At 52.2% G+C, this 21426-nt stretch carries 18 protein-coding genes; 8 read left to right on the top strand and 10 right to left on the bottom strand.

All coding sequences use genetic code 11. The features are described 5' to 3' along the window. Nucleotides 1–34 precede the first annotated feature (34 nt). Nucleotides 35–856, top strand: coding sequence for an energy transducer TonB family protein (locus tag BJJ97_RS04695; protein ID WP_095993226.1), 822 nt, complete (start codon nucleotides 35–37; stop codon nucleotides 854–856). A gap of 10 nt (nucleotides 857–866) precedes the next feature. On the opposite strand, the gene BJJ97_RS04690 is transcribed toward BJJ97_RS04695, so the two are convergent. After that, the gene (locus BJJ97_RS04690) at nucleotides 867–1160 is read right to left on the bottom strand and encodes a DUF2623 domain-containing protein (RefSeq protein ID WP_005968196.1); all 294 of its coding nucleotides are present in this window, start codon (nucleotides 1158–1160) and stop codon (nucleotides 867–869) included. Between the two features lie 219 nt (nucleotides 1161–1379). Here BJJ97_RS04690 and BJJ97_RS04685 point away from each other — a divergent pair, with 219 nt between their 5' ends. After that, complete coding sequence (locus tag BJJ97_RS04685; protein WP_095993225.1) at nucleotides 1380–3071, top strand: molecular chaperone HscC; 1692 nt, start codon at nucleotides 1380–1382, stop codon at nucleotides 3069–3071. Nucleotides 3072–3238: 167 nt separating this feature from the next. Here the strand turns inward: BJJ97_RS04685 and BJJ97_RS04680 are convergent, their stop codons facing one another. Beyond that, nucleotides 3239–5965 (bottom strand): J domain-containing protein, encoded by a 2727-nt coding sequence (locus tag BJJ97_RS04680; protein WP_095993224.1) that lies wholly within the window; start codon nucleotides 5963–5965, stop codon nucleotides 3239–3241. Further along, complete coding sequence (locus BJJ97_RS04675; protein WP_095993223.1) at nucleotides 5965–6693, bottom strand: DUF1266 domain-containing protein; 729 nt, start codon at nucleotides 6691–6693, stop codon at nucleotides 5965–5967. The genes BJJ97_RS04680 and BJJ97_RS04675 overlap by 1 nt, the downstream gene beginning before the upstream one ends. Nucleotides 6694–7075: 382 nt before the next feature. On the opposite strand from BJJ97_RS04675, the gene BJJ97_RS04670 reads away from it, so the two are divergent. The 4 genes from BJJ97_RS04670 to gorA all read left to right on the top strand — a co-directional run bounded on the left by BJJ97_RS04670 (nucleotide 7076) and on the right by gorA (nucleotide 11548). Continuing rightward, nucleotides 7076–8431, top strand: coding sequence for an alkyl/aryl-sulfatase (locus BJJ97_RS04670; RefSeq protein WP_095993222.1), 1356 nt, complete (start codon nucleotides 7076–7078; stop codon nucleotides 8429–8431). A gap of 121 nt (nucleotides 8432–8552) precedes the next feature. Beyond that, complete coding sequence (locus tag BJJ97_RS04665; RefSeq protein ID WP_095993221.1) at nucleotides 8553–8936, top strand: TfoX/Sxy family protein; 384 nt, start codon at nucleotides 8553–8555, stop codon at nucleotides 8934–8936. 289 nt (nucleotides 8937–9225) lie between these two features. Next, complete coding sequence (locus BJJ97_RS04660) at nucleotides 9226–10068, top strand: 23S rRNA (adenine(2030)-N(6))-methyltransferase RlmJ (RefSeq protein WP_095993220.1); 843 nt, start codon at nucleotides 9226–9228, stop codon at nucleotides 10066–10068. Nucleotides 10069–10195: 127 nt separating this feature from the next. Next, nucleotides 10196–11548 carry a glutathione-disulfide reductase gene (gorA, locus tag BJJ97_RS04655; RefSeq protein WP_095993219.1) on the top strand — a complete coding sequence of 451 codons (1353 nt, stop codon included), beginning with the start codon at nucleotides 10196–10198 and terminating at the stop codon, nucleotides 11546–11548. Between the two features lie 151 nt (nucleotides 11549–11699). Here gorA and BJJ97_RS04650 read toward each other — a convergent pair whose 3' ends face one another. After that, entirely contained in the window at nucleotides 11700–14471 is a 2772-nt protein-coding gene (locus BJJ97_RS04650; protein WP_095993218.1) for an AAA domain-containing protein, read from the bottom strand. A 279-nt stretch (nucleotides 14472–14750) separates the two neighbouring features. Here BJJ97_RS04650 and BJJ97_RS04645 point away from each other — a divergent pair, with 279 nt between their 5' ends. Beyond that, nucleotides 14751–15656, top strand: a complete 906-nt coding sequence (locus tag BJJ97_RS04645; protein WP_095993217.1) for a siderophore-interacting protein — start codon at nucleotides 14751–14753, stop codon at nucleotides 15654–15656. A gap of 33 nt (nucleotides 15657–15689) precedes the next feature. Here the strand turns inward: BJJ97_RS04645 and dsbG are convergent, their stop codons facing one another. After that, complete coding sequence (gene dsbG / locus BJJ97_RS04640; protein ID WP_095993216.1) at nucleotides 15690–16445, bottom strand: thiol:disulfide interchange protein DsbG; 756 nt, start codon at nucleotides 16443–16445, stop codon at nucleotides 15690–15692. Nucleotides 16446–16707: 262 nt separating this feature from the next. Here dsbG and BJJ97_RS04635 point away from each other — a divergent pair, with 262 nt between their 5' ends. Then, nucleotides 16708–17331 carry a LysE family translocator gene (locus BJJ97_RS04635; protein WP_095993215.1) on the top strand — a complete coding sequence of 208 codons (624 nt, stop codon included), beginning with the start codon at nucleotides 16708–16710 and terminating at the stop codon, nucleotides 17329–17331. Between the two features lie 59 nt (nucleotides 17332–17390). On the opposite strand, the gene BJJ97_RS04630 is transcribed toward BJJ97_RS04635, so the two are convergent. From BJJ97_RS04630 to BJJ97_RS04610, 5 genes are all read right to left on the bottom strand, one after another. Continuing rightward, nucleotides 17391–18431 (bottom strand): type II toxin-antitoxin system HipA family toxin, encoded by a 1041-nt coding sequence (locus BJJ97_RS04630; protein WP_095993214.1) that lies wholly within the window; start codon nucleotides 18429–18431, stop codon nucleotides 17391–17393. Then, nucleotides 18428–18742: a HipA N-terminal domain-containing protein gene (locus BJJ97_RS04625; RefSeq protein ID WP_039483284.1), complete on the bottom strand. Its 315-nt coding sequence runs from the start codon at nucleotides 18740–18742 to the stop codon at nucleotides 18428–18430. Before BJJ97_RS04625 ends, BJJ97_RS04630 begins: the two co-directional genes overlap by 4 nt. After that, on the bottom strand, nucleotides 18727–19053 hold the full coding sequence (locus tag BJJ97_RS04620) for a helix-turn-helix domain-containing protein (protein ID WP_095993213.1): 327 nt from the start codon (nucleotides 19051–19053) through the stop codon (nucleotides 18727–18729). Before BJJ97_RS04620 ends, BJJ97_RS04625 begins: the two co-directional genes overlap by 16 nt. 187 nt (nucleotides 19054–19240) lie before the next feature. Next, complete coding sequence (locus BJJ97_RS04615) at nucleotides 19241–20374, bottom strand: alkylhydroperoxidase domain protein (RefSeq protein ID WP_095993212.1); 1134 nt, start codon at nucleotides 20372–20374, stop codon at nucleotides 19241–19243. Next, nucleotides 20371–21405, bottom strand: coding sequence for a putative FMN-dependent luciferase-like monooxygenase (locus tag BJJ97_RS04610; RefSeq protein WP_095993211.1), 1035 nt, complete (start codon nucleotides 21403–21405; stop codon nucleotides 20371–20373). Before BJJ97_RS04610 ends, BJJ97_RS04615 begins: the two co-directional genes overlap by 4 nt. Nucleotides 21406–21426 lie beyond the last annotated feature (21 nt).

The raw sequence follows: 21426 nt of genomic DNA, 5'->3' as shown, positions 1-21426 counted from the left end.
TACTCCTGTCTCCACGGCGAGGGGCGGTAGGCTAATGGCTGCACAGACGCTGAAATATAATACGGTTCAGCCCGCCACGACGGTTCGTTGGGGGAGCGGCTGGCTGCTGGCATTGGCGCTGCACGCAGGGCTGATTGTCTGGGTTAGCTACCATGCGCTTGATTCCTCCATTGAAGCACCGCCGCCTGCCATGATGTTAATGGTGGCGGATAGCGTGCAATCGACTCCCAGCCCTCAGGATGCGCCTGTCGGCCCGCAGCAGACGCTGTCCACGCCGCAAGAAGCGACGGCTCAACCAGAAAAAATGACGCAGGATGCGCCGCCGCTTGCACCCGCACCGAAACCGGTGATAACGGCAGCGCAAAAGGAAAAGCCGCAGCCGCAGAAAAAAGTGCAGAAAAAAATGGAAAAGCCGGTGCAGGAGACGACACCACAGGAAGAGATTGCGCCATCGGAAAAACCGCCCGCTCCTGTTACCAGCGCGCCACTGCCGGGCAGCAGCCAGCAAGTTGCTGCGCCGTATAACAGCGATGCCGCCCAGATGCGTAAAGGGGTGGCGGACTGGAGCAGCCAGCTACTGGCACACCTGAGCCGCTATAAACGTTACCCGGCGCAGGCGGTGCGGCAGCGATTGCAGGGCGTCGCCCAGATTCGTGTGACGTTGGATCGGGCGGGGAATGTGCTGGCCGTCTCGTTAGCCAGCAGCAGCGGTGTGATGCCGCTGGATAAGGAATCTGTCGCCTTGCCGCAGCGTGCTCAGCCGCTTCCGGCTCCGCCAGCAGAGGTGATAGGGGATAACACGCAGCTCACGATCACAATCCCCATTAGCTTTGATTTACGGGATGTGCGCCGCTGATTAGCATCAGCTAGCGCGGCGTGTGCGCATCATAGCCCGCATAAAAAAACCGAATCGCATAAGGGTTGCCTTGTTCGGTAAAGAACTCTGCGACTCTCTCTCGCTCCAGCCCATAGCGGCGTGACAACAATCCTGCCTCGAAGGCGGCCTGCTGGCGGTCGCCTTTGGTTTCCGCCAGATTGTGGGCATAGCCACAGATATAGCCGCGCCGATAGTCGTAGCAGTAGGGATTAATGTCGTTGGTGGATTTTGGATTGGCCGATCTCAGCCCTGCGAGGACGCCCCGCTCAAAATGGTTTCCCATGATAATGCTCCGTGAATGATCGTTATATAGTAAATAATATAACGCTTATTTATCACTCACCAGATCTGTTGAAAAATATTCCTGAATCCGTCGTGCGCGGTCTTTTCCCAATCAAGATGTATATACTGTTGCCTGCTCGCCGAACGGGCTAGCGATCTGCGCCTGATGGGCACTCTGGGAATAGTTAGTGTACGGAATGGTTAAATAAGGAATAACAGCATGACGCACCCGCAAGACGCTTCTCTGGCGATTGGTATCGATCTGGGCACGACGAACAGCCTGATTAGCGTTTGGCAGAATGGCGAGGCCCGCCTGATACCGAATGCGCTGAATGATAACTTCACTCCCTCGGCCGTCAGTATTGATGAAGACGGCAGTATTCTGGTCGGCAAACCCGCGATTTCCCGTTTGACCACGCACCCGCAGGTGTCGGCGTCGCTGTTTAAGCGCTACATGGGGAGCAAGAAAGCCTTCCGGCTCGGGGATAAAACGTTCTCTCCCGCCGAACTGTCGGCCATGGTGTTGAAATCGCTCAAAGCCGATGCAGAAAGTTACCTAGGGCATCCCATCAAGGACGTGGTGATCTCCGTGCCAGCCTATTTCAGCGATGAGCAGCGTAAGCAGACGCGTTTTGCGGCAGAACTGGCAGAGCTGAATGCGGTTCGTTTAATCAATGAACCCACCGCTGCTTCTATGGCTTACGGCTTACACACGCAGGAACTGGGGCGTACGCTGGTCTTTGATTTAGGCGGCGGCACTTTTGACGTCAGCGTGTTGGAATACGCGTTTCCGCTAATCGAAGTGCACAGCTCGGCGGGCGACAACTATCTGGGTGGAGAAGATTTCACGCAGGCGATGGTGAAAACCTGTCTGAATGCGTGGAAACTTGAGGATGCGGCGATTCCTGCGACGGATCTGGCACGTCTTTACAGCCATGCAGAAGCGCTGAAATGTCAGCCCGGCTTTCCTTCCCAATTGAATGAGCTGGTATGGCACTGGCGCGAGGAAGAATGGCGCATCGTACTGGATAATGAAGAAATCGAAGCGGCTTGGCTGCCGTTGATGAACCGCATTCGCGCACCGATAGAACAGGCGCTGCATGATGCCCGCCTGAAACCGGAGCAGCTAGACCACGTGGTGCTGGTCGGCGGGGCATCAAAGATGTCGATTATCCAGAAGCTGGTGGTCAGGCTGTTTGGCAAATTACCTTATCAGCATCTGGATGCAGATACCGTTGTCGCCAAAGGCGCGGCGGTGCAGGCCGCTTGTCGGCTGCGTGAGCAGGATATCGAAGAGGTGATCCTGACGGACGTTTGCCCGTACACCCTCGGGATTAAAACCGCTAACGATAAGCAAAATGGCCTGTTTTCCCCGATACTCGAGCGCAATACGGTGGTGCCGACCTCGCGGGTCGAGACGTTTTCCACGGGTTCCGCCGGACAGGACAACATCTGTATCGCGATCTATCAGGGGGAAAGCCCTTACGTCGATAACAACGTGTTTATCGATGAATTCACCATGCCGATAAAAGCGAAAACGTATAAGCAATCCATTGAGGTACGTTTCAGCTATGACATCAATGGGCTGCTGGAAGTGGATGTTAACCTGCCGGACAGCGGCGATAATTTCACGAAAGTGATCGATCGCAGCCCGACGGGGCTAAGTGCTGAACAGCAGCAGAAAAGCCACCAAAAGCTGCAAGCACTGAAGATTCACCCTAGAGACAATCTGATGAACCGCAACCTGCTGGCGCGGCTGGAAAAAGCCTGGGCGCAGACGCGTCTGGAAGAGCGGGAGCAGATCGGATTCTGGCTGCGGGATTTTGAACAGGTACTGGCGGGGCAATACGCCCCGGCGATTGACGAAACGCGGCAGCGTATTGAGCAGTATCTGGATGAGGTATCTCGTTAAATATACCCGTCATCTTTCAAGCTGCAGGTGTGTTGGCTTCGCTTACTCACCCCAGTCACTTACTTGAGTAAGCTCCTGGGGATTCCTGCGCTTGCCGCCGTCCTGCAACTCGAAATCTATTGGGTATATGCATGCGTATAATTGCTACGCCGCCCGAGTTATTTTCGTCAGCTAGGCATGGTGTCCGTTTCGGCTTTCTTGCCAGATGGTGGTGGCCCGAATTGGTTCCAGCGGTTAAGACTCGGTGTCAGCAAAGGGAGCAGCAGAAACAGCGGTATGAGTAGGGTGAAGAAACTCATCACCCACGGCATATTGGAACCGATATCGTTATAGCGTCGACGCGTCGCACTCAGCAGATTGAGCACGATGAGCACCATCAGCAGCCCTTGAATAGACGCCGGTGGCGACCCGATCCAGTCACTCGCGCGATAGAGAAAATAGCTTCCCAACCCAGCCTGCATCAGAAAACCGAGACGCCCGATGCGAGCGTCCGTGCGCCAGAGTTGCCACCAGTAGCTCTTTTTAGCCTGTGATGCCTGGAACTGACGTTCGCGCCGATCGGCACATTGCAGCAGCACTTTCGACACCAATCTTAGCGTAGCGTCTCCGTGCGGATAGGACAGATGCTCGGTTAGAAATTCCTGATCGCTGTTATCGAATAAGGACGTATCATCCTTCGCACAGTTCTGAATAAGCTTGCCGATGAGCGTGACCCGTTTGTCGTCGGAGAGCTGTTTTAGCTGTTTATCCAGTTCATCCGACCCTTCGGTAAAGGCGGTACGGATCGCATCTTCCTGCTCCGTTTCTACGGGAATAGCGGCAAGCCGCTCAAGGTGTTGCTCTGCCTGTCCTTCCTCTCCCACAAGGGCATAAAACGCGTGGAAAAAGATCTGGTAGATGATGGGCGATTTCGCCAGTTCCGCCTGCCAATGCTCATCGGTAAGATAAAAATGGCTTGCAGCAGACTCGCTGTAAGTCTCTCTGCTGCCGAGATACTCCTCAATAGAAACGGGGAAGTTCATCCAGCAGTGATAGTGCAGCGGATCGGTGAGTTCCAACTGTTTTTTCAACGGCGTCACCGCATCCCCATCGTGGCATTCTGCCTTGCGGAAGAATCGAGAGAGCGAATGTGCAGGGTGGCTTAAGGCCAGTTCAGGCAGCACCGACTGACGCGGTAAACCCAGACAAGACGCTGGATCGGTCATCATTAATGCGATCAGCATAGCCTGTCTCAGTTCCTCTTTAGCGCTGAGATCCTGCGGTTTCTCCACCCCTTGCGGCACCAGAGACACATCGCACCGGTAGCGTGCGGACAGCTCGACCAGACAATCGTTGATCGGGTCGATTTCCTCCGTATGTATGCCGCTGCTATAGAGCTTGTTAAGCTGATTCAGCGATAGCGGGCGCCATTGTCGCAGCCAGGTTTGCGCTTGTAGCCAGGCGGATGACTTCTGGTTAGTGAACACGTTGGGCAACGCCTCTTCTGACGGCGAATACAGCCATTCCGTGAAGGCGTGAATCGCGTCGGAGGTGTCCAGCCAGGATAGGCGCTGTGTCGCCTGAAACTGTAATCCCTGTAAGATCAACGCATACAGCGGTTCCTCGGGCAACGGCTGCGCCAGAATGTCCTGCAACAGACGTTCATTACCCACGGTTAGCATGCTGGCGTGCCAATACAGGCGATCCTGAATCGTGTCTCCGCTGTGTAGCAGCAGGTGTCGGTAGATGCCCTGCAAATCCTGTTTGCCCAGCTTCCAACGGGCATAGCTTTCTGCCATCGGCGAAAGCGACAGCTTCAGCGCTTCTCCCCAGCGTATCAACATTTGGGTGTTGTGCTGAGAAATGAAGAAACGCTGGCGCGGATCGTCCAGCGCTAACCCTGTCAGGTCTGGCGCTGGCGTATTGTTGAACGACTGAATCAGTAAGGGAAGCGCATCTGGCTGATGCTGTTTACACCAGTTAATCAGCCAGTGTTCCGCTTGTGCATGGCGGGTTTGCTGATAAAGCGTCAGCCACAGCGTGAAGGCTTGCTCGTTTTCTCCGGTAAGCGAACAAAGGTTGGCGCTGAGTTCGAGCCATTCTGTGTCTTTCGGAGCCGCATCCAACTGTTGTAGACAGTAATCGCGCAGGATGGCGTTGGGCACACCGGCGTGGCTGTGCCAGCGCGCGAGCTTTTGCATCAGCGTCGGGCTATCGGGCCAATAAATCGCGGCCGGGGTGCGCAGCAGCGTGCCCAACATAAATGCGGGTCGATTCCAGTACATCCCATTGGCCTGCTGGAAATAGAAGATGGTTTCCAGCTGTGCGGGCAGATTCAGGTGCGATAGCAGGGAAAAATCGAACAGATCTTCATAGCCGAGCGAGTCGAGGAAGTGGCGGACATCTTCCACCCCGTCGCCGGACAGTTCCCCTTGTCGCTGCTGCCAGCGCAGGCGTTCGGCCAGTATGCGGACACAGAGGATTGAGATACAAGATTCGCGCATCAGGCGCTTAAGCAGCGGCCAGCGAAGGCGATCGATCACTTCGAAATCCTGCTGATTCAACAACTGAATGTAGCGCTCCCAGTGCAGTGGAACGAACCGTTCGGCCGGGTTGCTTAACAGCAGCTCAAACGCGTTAACCAGCGCTTCTGACTGGGGATCGGCCTGTTCGGCGGAGGCATTTTCAGTTGCCGAGGGGGCGTGTGATTCGGTGGCAGTATGTGCTTCATCATCCGACGGCACGGGATTTTTCGCCAGCTTACAGGCGGTATCGTACGCGTCGCGCAGCTGTTTAAAGCCCTCGGGGTCGGTTTCCGGGTGAAACTGCGGCACTTTCTGACGATAAGCCTGACGGATAACATCCAGATCCTGAGTCGGCTCAATGCCTAGCCGCTGCCAGCACAGTGTGTCCATTATATTTCCGCTTCTGGTAAGGACTCGGGCTTATCCATTTCTATCGGATCAACATCCCAGTCGAGGTCATGAATCGGGCAGTCTGGGTGGGTATAGAGCGTGCCGATCTGGTCAATGTAGTCAGGAATCTGGCTACAGTTGCTGAAAATGTAGCGCTGGCATTCTGGATCTTCCTCATCCGAGCCGAGCCAGTAGGTGCGGCCGATCAGGAATGCGGCGTAATAATTTTCCCAACTGCGGTAATAGTAACGCGCCCTGTCGGCCAGCCGGGTGTGAATCCACAGGTTCTCTTTTTCGCTAATCCAGCCGTTGAGTAATCCGATGCGGCTCAGGAAACTCATACGTCCCAGATCCCAGGCGCGGATCCCGCCTTCACCGCACAGCGCGGCCGTTTCGGTCACTAGCACGAGTGCACCCTGTACGTCTTCAGATTGATTGGCGCAGTGCTGCTGCCATTCGGATGCCGTCAGGTGGTGCCAAAGGTGATAGTAATATGCCAGACGCTCGGCGTGACCGCCGTCCGTCATATCGTTAATCATTGCGATCAGGCCTTCGCGGGAAGTGATGCCCCAGCTGTTGCTCAGACTGATGGGTTCACCGGGCTCATAAAAGGTCGGCTCGCAGAAGCGGGCGCCGTACTTGATATTGAGTGCGACCATCGGGGCGGAAAGCGCCATCAGCCAGCGCTGATATTCAGGTTCCATCAGAATAACGTCCAATTCCATCATGGTTAGCGTGCGATCGTACTGTATGTGACCCGTCTGGGAAACGAAAAATATCCCACGCTAAAGCGGTTTTTTATACAGATTGGATTTTTATACAAGTTGAAATCAGCCGCGCAATGGGCACGTTTTCCAGACTCCAGAGTAAGGTGATTACGCCTGTCAGGTGAAAGCTCGAAACGGAACGCTCCTCTCACTACCCCCTCTCACTTATGAGAAGTGGACTGTCATTTATGACTATACCCTTTTGGCTCTGCTGCTTTTATGCTGCGGGGATTACGGAACCCTGCCAATTCGCTAGGTTTTGCGCGGGTTTTGTTCCTGTCCCTCCCGTTTTTGATACATGAATCAGAAATGGGACTCAGAGTCGTGAATTGACGGAGAAAAGATGACACAGTATTTCGACGGAAAACTGAGGAAAGCGACATTGTTGCTCACAACGGTTATGGCACTGACGGCGGCAGGCTACGCAGGCGCGCATGAAGAAACGGCGGGTGCAAAAACGCTGCTCGCACATAATGCAGATTTTCAGAAGCAGATAGTGGAAGTTGCAAAAGGCGTTTATGTGGCCGTTGGGTATTCGGCTGCAAACGTGACCCTGATTCAGGGAAAAGAGGGTGCGATTATCGTGGATACGTCGGCGAACCCTGTGGATGCAAAAGCGATCATTGAAGCATTTGGCAGCCGTATGGTTCGGCCTGTGCAAGCGATCATTTATACACATAACCACCCCGACCACTCCGGCGGCGCGACGGTTTTTGCCGGTAATGACAAGCCAGAAATTATCAGCCACCGCCTTTTGGTTACAGCAAAACCGGATACTGGTCGTGGAAAGCGTGAGGGCGGTGATGCTTTCGGGACTTCCTTGCCTGATGACCAATTTATCAATGCGGGCACGCAGCTTGAATACGGTCGTAAAACGCCACACACCCGTGAAGGTTTTCTGCCACCGACCCAAACATTTGACGGTGACAGCAAGAACCTGACCCTTTCAGGCGTAAAAATGGAACTTCTCCATACGCCGGGTGAGTCTGACGAAAACACCGCGGTCTGGTTGCCTGAGCAGAAGGTCTTGCTGGCGGGTGATAATTTTCTGAAAACCTTTCCGAACATCGCCCCGCTGCGTGGTCTGCCAACTCGCAAGATTGATGAGTGGATTGCCAGTCTGGACAAAATAATTGCACTGAACGCAGAGCACCTCATTCCTGGGCACATGCAGCCAGTCAGCGGTGCCGCCGACGTCAAGGCTGCGCTGACCGCTTACCGTGACGGTATCAAAAGCGTCTGGGATCAGACGATGGCTGGTATCGCCAAAGGAATGACGCCGGATGAACTGGTACAGACGGTGAAACTGCCGCCGGAACTGGCAAAAAATCCTTATCTACAGGAATATTACGGCACGGTGGCGTTTACCGTACGCGGTATTTACGCGCAGCAGGCGGGCTGGTTTGACGGCAATGCCACACACATCTATCCGCTGACTGAGAAAGATCGTGCCACACGGTTACTGGCTATGACCGGAGGTCAGGCGAACATGCTTAAAAGCGCGGAGAAAGCCCTGTCGTCCGGCGATTTCCAGTGGGCTGCCGAACAGGCGGATTACGTGCTGGCCGTTGAACCCCATCATTCAGAAGCCAGAAAGATTAAAGCGGATGCGCTGACCGAGTTGGGCGAACGTCAGGATAATGCGACTGCGCGTAATTATTATCTGACCGCGGCGCAGTATCTGAAGAAAAATCCCTAACCTGCTACCCTTGCTTTAATACGTTTATCGAATGCCGGATTTATCCGGCATTCTGCTTTCATTAACGCCTGTTTAGGTGCCTGTAAAACTCGGCCAGCGTACCGCGTAAAAGGAGACTGATATGAATATTTCCGGAGAGTTGACCGCGTTCATTATGGATCAGCTCTCACCACTCGGTCGTTTTGTTCCGCGTAAGATGTTTGGCTGTCTGGCGATTTTTCACGATGGCTTAATGGTTTTACTTATCAACAATCAGGGTGATATTTTCGTTAAAACAGACGACCAGAATCGCAGTCTTTTTGATAAGGCAGGGTGCCAGCCGTTCACCTACACCCGCCGTGGAGAGGATGGCAAGCTCAAAACCATTTGCCTGTCTTTCTCACAGCTGCCGGATGACGCGATGGAAGAGCAGGAAACGTTTGTCCGTTGGGTGGCATCTGGCATTGAGGCCGCACGACGCACTGCGCTCCCGAAAGGTAAATCTACCCACGCGCCAACTCCGTGAATGTTTTTAGCTGTCCGTAAGAGGTTACCGAGCAAAACGCAGCCCTGGCGTGGTTGATTTTCCAAGTGCTACGGTGCCCCTTTATCTGCCTGAGTATCGGTAGCTTTCAATCGAATGAAAAACGGCCATGTTTCTCAATTTACTGATTTAAGACGATAAAAATGGCTGGTTTGCGGGGTGGCTCGCAGGGTGAGGTGTTGTTTCGGTATTGAGGGGATATTTTCCGTCGCAGACGGTTATACTGTCGGTTAATCGACGTTATTTATAAAAACTTCACCGGAAAGCAAGCATGCTAAGTTACCGCCACAGTTTCCATGCCGGCAATCACGCCGACGTGCTGAAACACACCGTTCAGAGCCTGATCATCACTGCCCTGAAAGAGAAAGAGAAACCTTTCCTGTATCTGGATACCCACGCGGGTGCGGGTCGCTATCAGCTCAGCGGCGAACACGCCGAGCGCACGGGCGAGTATCTGGATGGCATCGCGAAAATCTGGCAGCGTGACGACATTCCGGCTGAACTCGAACCTTACATGCAGGCCGTGCACACCTATAACCACAATGGGCGGCTGCGCTATTACCCCGGCTCCCCGCTGATTGCCCGCCAGCTGCTGCGCGAACACGACAAGCTCCACTTGACCGAGCTGCACCCCAGCGATTTCCCGCTGCTGCGTAATGAATTCCAGAAAGATTCGCGTACCAAAGTGCTGCGTGACGATGGCTACCAGCAGTTGAAATCACAGCTGCCGCCGCTTTCCCGTCGGGGATTTGTGCTGATCGACCCTCCTTATGAGCTGAAAACGGACTATCAGGCCGTGGTGAAAGGCATTCAGGAAGGGCATAAACGTTTTGGCACTGGCGTATTTGCGCTGTGGTATCCGGTGGTGCTGCGTCAGCACATCAAGCGCATGCTGAAAGAGCTGGAAGCCACGGGCATTCGCAACATTCTGCAAATTGAGCTGGCGGTGCGGCCGGACAGCGATCGCTACGGCATGACGGCGTCTGGCATGATTGTGATTAACCCGCCGTGGAAGCTGGCATCTCAGATGAAGAGTGTGCTGCCGTGGTTGCATAGCGTGCTGGTACCGGAAGGCACCGGGCATACGCTGGTGGAGCAGATTGTACCGGAGTAATACGCATGGTGCGGTGGGCGACGCGGTCGGTTTTTCCTATCGCAACCATAGGCATAACCTTTATTCGGCGTATGGCTCTGGCGTTACACTCTAGGCAAATTTTATTCACTTAAGCATGGATACACTGATGACCAAACACTATGACTACCTTGCTATTGGCGGCGGCAGCGGCGGTATCGCGTCTATCAACCGCGCGGCGATGTATGGACAAAAATGTGCGTTGATCGAAGCAAAATATCTGGGCGGCACCTGCGTCAACGTCGGCTGTGTGCCGAAGAAAGTGATGTGGCATGCGGCGCAGATTGCCGAAGCGATCCATCAGTACGGGCCGGATTACGGATTTGATACCACGGTAAACCAGTTTAACTGGGGCACGCTGGTTAAGAACCGTAGCGCCTATATCGATCGCATTCACCAGTCGTACGACAACGTGCTGGGTAAGAATAAGGTCGATGTTATCCACGGTTTTGCCCGCTTTGTCGATGCGCACACGGTGGAAGTGAACGGCGAAAAAATTACGGCTGACCATATCCTGATCGCGACGGGTGGTCGTCCGGTTCATCCTGCTATTCCCGGTGCGGAATACGGTATCGATTCCGACGGCTTCTTTGAGCTGGATGCGTTGCCGAAGCGTACCGCGATTGTCGGTGCAGGCTATATCGCGGTAGAGATTGCCGGCGTGCTAAACGGGCTGGGCTCTGAAACTCACCTGTTTGTGCGTAAACACGCGCCGCTGCGCAGCTTCGATCCGCTGATTGTCGATACGCTGGTGGAAGTGATGAACACCGAAGGGCCGACGCTGCATACCGAGTCGATCCCGAAAGCGATTGTGAAGAATGCCGATGGCAGCCTGACGCTGGAACTGGAAAACGGTCAGTCACAGACTGTTGACTGCCTGATTTGGGCGATTGGTCGTGAACCCGCGACGGATAACCTGAACCTGAGCATCACGGGCGTAGAGCTGAACGATAAAGGCTACATCAACGTCGATAAATTCCAGAACACCAACGTTCCTGGCATTTACGCGGTAGGCGATAACACCGGTGCCGTCGAGCTAACGCCAGTTGCTGTTGCGGCAGGGCGTCGTTTGTCCGAACGTTTGTTTAATAACAAGCCGGACGAGCATCTGGATTACAGCAACATCCCGACCGTCGTCTTCAGCCATCCGCCGATTGGCACTGTCGGGTTGACCGAACCGCAGGCGCGTGAACAGTATGGCGACGATCAGGTGAAAGTGTATAAATCTGCCTTCACCGCGATGTACACCGCCGTCACGCAGCACCGCCAGCCGTGCCGCATGAAGCTGGTCTGCGTGGGTAAAGAAGAAAAAATCGTCGGCATCCACGGCATCGGTTTTGGTATGGACGAGATGCTGCAAGGCTTCGCGGTCGCCGTCAAAATGGGCGCAACCAAGAAAGACTTCGACAACACCGTCGCCATTCACCCGACTGCGTCAGAAGAGTTTGTGACGATGCGTTAATTCCTCGCTTCTTGAAAAGCCTTAATCAGGCCAGAAATCACTCTGGCCTGATAGGGAAAGAAACTCGCCCCCCCCCCGCTTCTAAATCAATATTTTTCTTATTTCGAGCCGCCAGCTCAAACCAATTACTAATAAGGTATTAGAACACCGGCTAATGTTTTTCCGTATCAGATTCCGGTATGAACGCGATAATCTCTTCTAGTGCTTTACGAATTTTTTTCTCTTCCTCGCTTCCTGTTGTTGGAAAGCGCAATAATGGGATTCCTAACTTAAATAGAATACTGTTTTTCTTCGCGTCCCGCGCTAATTGCTTAGGATCGAGGGCGTGGGTCTGGTGGCCATCGACTTCTATTGCAAGCACAGGGAGTTTATCCAGTTTGTTGCAAATCAGGAAATCTATGTGGCTATTCGGATTCTGGGCAAACTGCTGCTCAGCCTCAGTGAGTATGCTGAAATCCTTTATCAGCAAACCTAGCGTATAATTATTTTTGTACATGAATGAGGTAAACATCTTATCAGCAAGGATTTTTTCCAATAGCGTAGCCATTAGATTTTCAGAATCAAACTGAGATATAATTTTCATCCTGATTTTAAATTCTTGTAAAATAGGTGAAAACTCGTTATACAAACAGTCGAATATTGAGACTATTTTACTTTCAAAGATGTTAGGTGACATAGATTGGTATTCTATGTGCCGTATTAAATCACCGATATTCGTACCTTGCTGTTTGAATAAATTAGCTGACATTACCATAATGAATTGTTCTTTTGCTCGCGATACGGCGACATTAATTAAATTCGGACTGTCATTAAATGTATCTGCCCAGTTCGCGGTGGGGCTATATATGATGATGTCTTTTTCACGTCCTTGAAACTTGTGTGCGGTATCTATTTTTATCTTTTTTCCATCAATAAGACCGTTAGCTTGCTCAACCTGTGCACGATAAGGCGTAACGATACCGATTTTTTCCGGACCTACATTGGCTAAATCGGCTTCAAGTACTTCTTGTTTAATCACGTCCAACTCGCGAGAGTTGATTTGGCTTTTGCCGCCAGGTGCTTTGCGGGTGTGATTGCCTGGCGTTGTTTTGAAAATCTTAAATGGCTCAGTGTCTGAATGCGTCATGATGACAAGCTGGCCGTTGTAATATTTTTGATTACAGAAGTCGATGATCCGAGGGTGGCAACGATAATGCTCTTTGAGCAGCGTGGAGGGCGCGTTTTTATCGAACACTTTGTTTACAGATGACAAGAGGCTTTCTGTTCGATAACTATAATTAGTAGGGATATCAAATTGCGTGTCAATATCGGGCTGAGCAGCGATGAGCGACTTGTTTGGAATGTGGGGGATTTGTTGCAAGTCACCGACGACAATCATATTTTTGGCGCTGGCCATAGCTAGCACGCCAGTGAGCAGGTTGACTTGCGACGCTTCATCAACAATGAGATAGTCAAAGAGTTCATTATCACCCTTATTGTTAATGATGGAATCGGTTGTGCTCAGGACAACAGGAAAACGCTTAACAAAGTCGGCGAAAAGATTTTTATACGATCTGTAAGTGAATTCAACGTGATGCATGTGGTGATGGGTTGAGAAAATGTGGTGCCTGAATAGCGCCATCGAACAATTAGTATACTGCTTTAGCTGTTCATCGAAATTATGCTGCCCTAATTTTTTATCTATTGTCCGTTTTTTTTCTGCAAGCTCTTGTCTTCTTCTTCGATAATACTCAGAAATGAGTCCTTTGAACAATTCACCAGAAAGGACGTTGAGATCCTTGAATTTGTAAATTCCATATTTTAATAGCCAGGTAAACTTGCGTGACCACGACAGCGTTTCTTTTTCTGAGAAGTGCTCCACCTCAGCCATAAATTTCATCAGATTGGGTGTTGACCAACGGTTGCCAAAAGACCACTTAGACGGGTTTATCGGGTCGGCAGAGAAATACTTATCAAAATATTTTCTTTCGATATCAAGCCTGCTGATTAATTCTCTGACTCTGGCCTGCTCATTTTGCAGATCAAGTAACTCGGAAATCAATGTGTCAGTGTTGGCAATAGTCTCTCTGTTTTTTATCAAGTCATTTTCAGAAAGCACCCAATGAGAAAGGTCAGGGATATTATTTTCTTTAGCAAAAAATTCATTCTGTAATTCTTTGCTACCAAGACTGGCTGAAATAAATGGGAAGCCTTTTTCTTCTAATTTATCATAGATATTTTTTGTTGCTTCATTGTTTCCTGAAACTACAGCAATGGTCTTATTTTGGTAGACCAGATTGGCAATTATATTGAGTATGGTCTGTGTTTTTCCTGTGCCGGGCGGGCCTTGAATAATGCTTATTTTTGATGTTAGCCCCTTAATGACGGCTTCACGCTGTGATGGGTTTATCCCAAAAGGAAAGAGGGGTAATGAGCAATGTTCTGTTGATAACTTAGATGGGTTAATATAGTGGCTCAGTACGGAGTCGTCTCTTATATGATTGAGTTTTTTTTCATAATAGTAGTGTGCTGATTCAGAAATATCCGAGTCTTTTAAAAATTTGGCGATATGCCGGTAATAGTTGATCAGGTGCTTTGTGTCTTTTTTGTGCGCGATATTGGGGATTATTTCAACATCAGCGAGGGGGAGAACTTCGCTATGTCCATTGTCGAATAAAACGAAATATTGTTCATCAAAAATAAATGCTTCATCCCATTTTTTTATTGATCTTTTTTTGCATGTAATAATGTAATCTTCAGTGCTAATAGCTTCTGGGTTTGTAAAAAAACGAACATTTTTTCTGTTATAGGGGAAAGGATTACCATTCCGGAAAGTGACACGCATTTTGTCGCCTGCTGGCGTGACATCAATGACTTCTTTTGTCGTATTTTTGAATTCACTTTGCTTGCTTCTAGTCAGAACCAAGAACTTCCGCTCATCCATGAATCACTTATCCTTTTTTGGTAAAACAATACAGTCCTGAATATTCTAACCTAAAAATTACAGGGCTATAAGAGAACAGCTGTGATACTGGACGGGGAATGGTGCCATCGAAATCACTCGGTGATACAGCGTGTCGCGACACTCAATACCGCGTATATCACGGCATTCATCCGAATGGTGATAATGATTATCGTTAGTGTTTTGTTTATGGTAAGTTGCGGTGAATGGGTTTTATCCCGTGGACTGATTTTTCCTTACAAAACATGCGGTTTTCTCACTATGTCTTTAGCTACCCGTACAACGTCTTCCGCCTATCGGCTGTTCAACTTACGCTTAGAGAGTAAGACGTTACTCTCGCCTTCATTGGTTCGCTGTGTGTTCATCGGCCCGGAAGTGCGCCAGATGAAACTGGACGCGCCGGATCAGCGCATCAAGCTGCTGCTCGCTAGTGAAAGCGGGGAACTGACCCCAATGGCCGTGAGCGATACCTGGTATCAGGACTATCTGGCGCTGCCGCGTGAGCGTCGTCCAATTTTGCGCACCTATACGCTGCGTTCCGTCTCACGCGAGTCACAGCAGGCAACAATCGATTTTGTGCTGCACGGTGATAGCGGACCTGCTTCAAGCTGGGCGGGCCATGCTAAGCCGGGTGATGCGCTACAGATTGTCGCGCCCAATGCAGAGGCCGATGGCGACAGCGGCGGCTATGAATGGGCACCGCACGAGGGCGTTGAGCAGGTTCTGCTGATTGCGGATGAAACGGCGCTGCCAGCGGCAATGGGAATTCTTGAGCAACTGGCTACCCAGCCTTCTCCGCCGTCGGTGCAGGCTTTTTTTGAAGTACCAAAAGTGGCTGACTGCGTGACATCAAGCGACTTCCCGTTTGCGCAGATTCACTGGCTGCCGCGTGAGGAAACGGGCAGCACAGTATGGGGCGAACGCCTGCTGACTGCGGTGCAACAGGACGTGAAGATTCCCGCCAGTGCTTGTACCAACCGGAATGAGATCGCACAGGAAACGCCAGAAGACGAGCTACTGTGGGAACGGGCAACGGCGCATCGGCCGTTTTACGCGTGGGCGGCGGGAGAGTCTTCCGCCATCAAACGGCTGCGCCGCTATCTGCTCGACGAGCGGCACCTCGATAAAGAGACGATCAACTTTATGGCGTACTGGTCGCATCGCTAAGAGAAACGTCAGGAGGGAAATTCCCTCCTGTGTTTATTTCCCCATCATCTCCGCTAGCTGCTGTTCGTCCGGTAGCCCGACCACTTGCTGTAGCTCATTCTTATCATTCAGGTAATAGATGGCAGGCGTGACGTTTGCACCTAGTTCATCCATTAGCCGCTGATTATGCTGAATATTATTCCAGATATCGCGTGATGAGTCTTTGGGGAACGGGGGCACCGTTTTGCCGTTCGACAGTTCATATTCATGCCAGGCTTTGGCCGGATCGCTGGCGGCAAGAATCGCGGCGGCATAACGCCCGCTTTCTGGTTTAATGACGCCGACCAGCAGCGTTTGCAGTTGGACTTTCCCTGCTTTTACCCACGGCTGTGCCTGCTGCCAGAACTGTTTGCAGTACGGGCAGAATGGGTCGGCAAAGACGATGATTTTACGCGGCGCATCCTTCGCCCCTTCGGTGATAAACGGCGCCTGCTGTAATTTCTGCCACATCTCCCGACCGGCAGGCACATACACTTCCTGCTGAATCAGCGCTTCACTCAGGTTGTTGCCGTGTTCGTCATACATATAGCCCGAAATGGCATGCTTACCGTCTGGCGTTAAGTAGATGGTCACCCCTACACCCTGATAGCTACCCAGCCAGCCTTGCACGCCACCGGGTGCAGTGAACGGCTTGATGATCGTAATACCTTGTTTTTCGATGCTCTTCACTGCATCTGGCAGAGCATCTTGCGCCAGTGAAGACGCGGAAAGCGTCAATAAAGCGAGCGTGAGGAAGAAGCGTTTTATCATGGTATTGCGCCTGTATCGTGAGTCATTGCCTGCCGGATAGCGTAGCGGAAGGTAACCAATCGGGGGAGTTTATTTACGCTTTTTGAATCTGGGCCTGATGTGAGCTGTCGCTATGCGATCTGGTTGAAGAGAGGTGTTGGGTAGGGTCAGGCTCATATATTACGTGGCGCGTAATTAGGATTACTTGTCGGTTGTCTTGCACCATTCTTCTCGCAGAGAAGGATGCTTTTTGTGATTTTCCCTACTGGAGTGATGAATTACCGTGACGTTGACCGAATCGCTGATTGCTTTTACGTTTGCCGCAACGCTGCTGACCCTGACGCCGGGTTTGGACACGGCGTTGATTTTACGTACCGCTACCGTTGAAGGCAGTAAGAAAGCCTTTCATGCCGCGTTTGGTATTCAAGTGGGCTGCCTGATTTGGGGCGCGATGGTGGCGTTTGGTCTAGGGACGTTGATTGCCGCGTCGGAGCTGGCCTATAACATTCTGAAATGGTGCGGTGCGGCGTATCTCTGCTGGTTGGGTCTGCAAATGATCCTGAAACCCAGAACTGAAGTGGTGATGGCGGCCCCACAAGATGCACCGAAGCAGCAGAACTGGTTTCTCCGTGGCATGCTGGGCAACGTGTTAAATCCAAAAATCGGCGTGTTTTACGTTTCATTCCTGCCGCAGTTTATCCCTGCCGGCCATTCGGTTGTGCTGTGGACTTACCTGCTTGTTCTTATTCATGTCTTTATCGGCACGCTGTGGTCGTCCACGCTGATTGCCGCCACGCGTCCGCTGTCGCGTTTTTTGCGTCGTGGTTCCGTAGTGAAGTGGATGGACCGAACGACAGGCGTTATCTTTCTAGCATTCGCCGCACGTCTGGTTTTGTCCCGGCGGTAAGTTTTGCGCCACTGCACCGATACCTGCAGTGACGCAGCAAGACGTTTGATTCTGAAGCACTAAATCCGTTCTGCATCGAGAATGCTCATAAGCTTCAGGCGGTGTCGATAGCACCGCAGCGTTGTCTCAATAGCATCCGCAGGCATAAAGGAATCCCGATAGGTTGATTCAACACATTCAGCTTCTTTGAGAAAGTCTGCCAGTAGTTTTTTGGTCAGGTTTTCACTCAGCCCGATACGTTGCCCGAATAGAATGAAATCCATACCAAGGTATTCTCCGTATGCGGTTTCAAATCCTGGCGCGAGTGCTTCATCCCCCTCTTCTTGAATCAGCAGCGGCAATGCCATGAAGCAGGAAGAAAAATAGGTGGGATAGGGGGCGACGGAAACAAAATCATAAATGGGAGCCAGCATTAACGAACCTGAGCGCGAATGTATCAAACCAAAATTACGCAGGTGCATGTCGTTGTTACCCAGCATGTAGGCGTAAGCGATACGGCGAAACAGATCTATTTTGAAGACGATATTGTCATTAACGTGTTTGCTAAGGAATGAAGCCAACCGCTCATAACTGACGTATTGTCTGCCATCCGTGTGTATTTTACCGAATTTTTCACCGACCCCCATCGCACCGTCCAACTGTTCCTGATGGATAGGGTGACCCGTTTTTTCGTCGCGGTCGAAGCGCTTAATAACGAAAGCAAACTCAGGTTCGTCATCAGCCTGCTCCGGTTTAAAACGGAGTAACCCGTGTGGTGGAACGGCAAATCCCAGGCGTGCCATTAATGTCATCGTGGCGTGTTCGTTTTCTGCCAAATGGGGAAATTCAATCGGAGAAGGCTTGAGGATGCACAGCCCTTGATGATCAACGACGGTAAACGCCCGTTCTTCTAATACCATCTGAATTTTGGGCTGATAGCCAGAGATGCTCATGCCTTTCTGTGCTTGTGGCAGGTCGTGCATAAATTGCTGGCGGGTGAAACGTAAGGTCGAGGAGGCATGCGTTGATCCCGTCAGATGCTTTAACCCTTTACGGCTATAGCCTGTGGCGATTTCTTCTTCGTGTGTCAGCGGTGTCAGCAAAATTCGACATCTTGTCATGACTTATCCTCCGCGATCAGTTGCACGGCACCGATCAGGTTCTTACCATTTTGAATGAGGATGCCAAATAAATCCTTCTCATCCAGATGCTGAAGCTGGCTGTACTGTCGCCGCAGCCAGCCTTCGGGAGCTAACGAGGCAAAGTAGGGCGGTAATGTTTTGCTGTGAAATGTGCCGGTCTGTATCGGTAGGCTCAATGATAATGGCGGGCCGATGTAGGACTTTTTATATTCAAACAGATAACCTTCATCGTCCTGACTTAACTGGCCGATGTGGACACCGTAAAGATAGACCTTTACTTGACGGCGCATAGCTTTATCCCTAACGCGGAACAAACGCTATAAACCGTGGAAAACTTCACCTGAGAGGGATCGTTGAATAAACGTTTTAACGTGGAGATGGATACACCTGTCTGTAGCTCTAGCGTAGTGAGTTCGATGCCCAACGCTTTACGTCGCGTATTTAGCTGAATGCCAAATACATCCAGCGAATGAATGTGATCTTCCAGCATAACCTCTTTGCTGGAGGCATCGCTACGCGCGAGTTCGTGCCGGAGCTCGTCGATAGCTTCGCTAATGGCGTCGAGCTTTAGTAATGTTGGTGCAGTAGTGGGTGCGTTCATAAATGGACTCTACTTTTGAATTTAACCCGTTAATGGGTTAAGTATAGTCCGTGAATTTTCTTAATGTCCATCTGTAATACTTATTTGTTGATTTTTACTTAATTTGGCTCATTTATGACACTGAAAATAAATCACATCAGGCGACGCAGATGTGGTGTCGCCTGATTTGCTATCGCACAAGATCGATTTAATGCTCCGGCCAGAACGGTTCACCTAGCGTGAGCATCAGTCGGTTGGCCCATGAGAAGAAGGCGGCGGACTGCACCACATCGACAATCTCTAGCGTATCCAATCCCTGTTCTTGCAGCAGCTTCAGGTCGTTTGCGTTGACCTGCGCGGGCGTGGCGGAAAGGCGTGCCGAAAAATCGATAATCGCCTGCCAGCGCGGGCTTTGGCCGATGCTCAAATCCCCGCCGGGGACGACGTCCAGTAGCCGTTGTACGTCGCTGTCCTGTTTGGAGAGCTGGCTGGCTTTACGCGCGTGCACCGAGGCGCAATAGATGCAGCCGTTGACCTTACTGGTGACGGCGGCAATCAGTTCGCGCTCTTTGCGTGGCAGGCCGCCAGCGGTATAGAAAATCCCTTTATCCGTCAGCGTACGCTGTTCCAGCACCGGGAGATTGCGCCCTAACAGACGGAAATAGTCCGAATCCGTGTGGCCGAAGCGTGCCAGAACCGCCTGCTCATCCGCATTGAAGGCGGCCAGCGGTTTGGGCGCGATCCACGGTTCCCATCCCAGTTCTGCCTGAGTAAACGCCTGCGGTGCAGACTTGCCGCTGTGCGTCTGCGGTTGGGTATGCCACTGACCTGCGACAGCAGCCTGCGAATGCGGTTGGCTGACGCGATGACCGGCAATCAGGCGATAGCCGCGTAGCAATCGGCTTTGAAAATTCACAAATGCAATGAGCTGCGACAGCGTCACGATGTCGTCTACCGACCAGCCCGCCTTCTCCAGCGCGTTGACGTGGGACGCCGAGGCTTGCACGGGCGTTTTCGTCAGGCGTTCGGCATGATCCAGCGCCAGCTGTAGCGCGGGTGTCAGCGCGGGCTCCGGGAAGTCCGTCAGTCGCTCGGCATAAAAATGCTGTAGCTGCTCGTCCTGCTGCCAGCCGCTGATTTTGGTCGCAAACCAGAAGCGCAGCGATAACGGTAATGTCGCGCTGTCTGCGGCGTCGGCGTTAAACAGCGCGTCGTAGCTGCCTTGGGTGTGGCGGGTTGCCGCATCACGGGTTTTTCTGGCGGCGGCGAGGGCGGAATCCGGGCTGATTTCGGCCAGCGCATCCAGTACGTCATGGGTGTGTAACGTGTTAGCGTGCGTCATGCAATCTCCTGCCCGATAGGGCTTTTCTGTTTGACGGCGGGCTTCCAGCCCAAAGCGGGGGCAACCTGAGTGGCTATCAGTTCAAGTGAACGCAGAATCAACTCATGCGGCGGATCGATGGAATGCACCTGGAATGTCACATCGGTCGCACGCTCCAGCGAACTGTCTGCCCGCAGTGACGCGATGACATCCTGCGCGGTGCCAACATGGCTATCGAAGGAGGCGATCAGTGCCTCTACCGAGTCGTGAGGGATCGGGCGGAACGTGCCGGAACGGGCGGCGGAACGATTAAGCCCTTTCTCTGCCAGATTCAGCGCTACTTGACGATCGTCAGCCACGAAAACGCTGCGTGAGCTGAGGATGCGCGGTGCGACGCCAGCGGGCAGCGCAGCCAGATAGGCGTCGATCATCGGATTTTGCAGATCGGCGAGCGTGGCATCTGGGAAGTGTTCCGGGCGTGGCTGGGTGCGAGAGAGCATCAGGCCATCGCCTGCTTTACCGGCTCGCTCTGCGCCTTCAAGAGAAAACGTGGCCTGCCAGACGCGCTTATCCAAATGCGGCGCGGCAGGGTAGAGCTGATTACCGTCCTCGCTCAAGGCTTCCCCCCGCCACGCGGCGCGCAGTTTTTCCAGATAGCGCCCGAGGATCTGCCCGCGCTGTGCGCTGTCGTGACCGAAGGCGGCAAATGAGGACGGCGTGCCGCCGGAACCTACACCGACTTCCAGCCTGCCGTTGCTGAGTAAGTCGAGCACGGCGGTATCTTCCGCCACGCGCAGCGGTTCTTCCATCGGCAGCGTAATCACGCCGGTACCGAGTTGGATGCGCTGAGTACGGGCGGCGACCAGCGCCAGAAACACCAGCGGTGAAGGCAATCCGCCTTCATCGGCATGAAAGTGGTGCTGCGCGACCCAGGCGCTGTCGAATCCTAATTGCTCGGCTTTGACGATCTGTTCCGTCGCCAGCCGATAGCGCTGCTGGGCGGATACGTCATCCAGCAATCGCGTGAAAAATCCCAGCCGTTTCGTTGTCATTCTACAGTCCTTGGTTTCGTG

Origin of the sequence: Pectobacterium polaris (genome assembly GCF_002307355.1) — a bacterium.
Taxonomy (GTDB): Bacteria; Pseudomonadota; Gammaproteobacteria; order Enterobacterales; family Enterobacteriaceae; genus Pectobacterium; species Pectobacterium polare.
Note: the sequence above shows the minus strand (reverse complement) of the source record. Positions and strands in the feature narration are given on the sequence as shown.

Coding starts and splice junctions, on each gene's coding strand:
- BJJ97_RS04695 (WP_095993226.1), top strand. CDS start 35: ATGGCTGCACAGACGCTGAAATATAATACGGTTCAGCCCGCCACGACG.
- BJJ97_RS04690 (WP_005968196.1), bottom strand. CDS start 1,160: ATGGGAAACCATTTTGAGCGGGGCGTCCTCGCAGGGCTGAGATCGGCC.
- BJJ97_RS04685 (WP_095993225.1), top strand. CDS start 1,380: ATGACGCACCCGCAAGACGCTTCTCTGGCGATTGGTATCGATCTGGGC.
- BJJ97_RS04680 (WP_095993224.1), bottom strand. CDS start 5,965: ATGGACACACTGTGCTGGCAGCGGCTAGGCATTGAGCCGACTCAGGAT.
- BJJ97_RS04675 (WP_095993223.1), bottom strand. CDS start 6,693: ATGATGGAATTGGACGTTATTCTGATGGAACCTGAATATCAGCGCTGG.
- BJJ97_RS04670 (WP_095993222.1), top strand. CDS start 7,076: ATGACACAGTATTTCGACGGAAAACTGAGGAAAGCGACATTGTTGCTC.
- BJJ97_RS04665 (WP_095993221.1), top strand. CDS start 8,553: ATGAATATTTCCGGAGAGTTGACCGCGTTCATTATGGATCAGCTCTCA.
- BJJ97_RS04660 (WP_095993220.1), top strand. CDS start 9,226: ATGCTAAGTTACCGCCACAGTTTCCATGCCGGCAATCACGCCGACGTG.
- gorA (WP_095993219.1), top strand. CDS start 10,196: ATGACCAAACACTATGACTACCTTGCTATTGGCGGCGGCAGCGGCGGT.
- BJJ97_RS04650 (WP_095993218.1), bottom strand. CDS start 14,471: ATGGATGAGCGGAAGTTCTTGGTTCTGACTAGAAGCAAGCAAAGTGAA.
- BJJ97_RS04645 (WP_095993217.1), top strand. CDS start 14,751: ATGTCTTTAGCTACCCGTACAACGTCTTCCGCCTATCGGCTGTTCAAC.
- dsbG (WP_095993216.1), bottom strand. CDS start 16,445: ATGATAAAACGCTTCTTCCTCACGCTCGCTTTATTGACGCTTTCCGCG.
- BJJ97_RS04630 (WP_095993214.1), bottom strand. CDS start 18,431: ATGACAAGATGTCGAATTTTGCTGACACCGCTGACACACGAAGAAGAA.
- BJJ97_RS04625 (WP_039483284.1), bottom strand. CDS start 18,742: ATGCGCCGTCAAGTAAAGGTCTATCTTTACGGTGTCCACATCGGCCAG.
- BJJ97_RS04620 (WP_095993213.1), bottom strand. CDS start 19,053: ATGAACGCACCCACTACTGCACCAACATTACTAAAGCTCGACGCCATT.
- BJJ97_RS04615 (WP_095993212.1), bottom strand. CDS start 20,374: ATGACGCACGCTAACACGTTACACACCCATGACGTACTGGATGCGCTG.
- BJJ97_RS04610 (WP_095993211.1), bottom strand. CDS start 21,405: ATGACAACGAAACGGCTGGGATTTTTCACGCGATTGCTGGATGACGTA.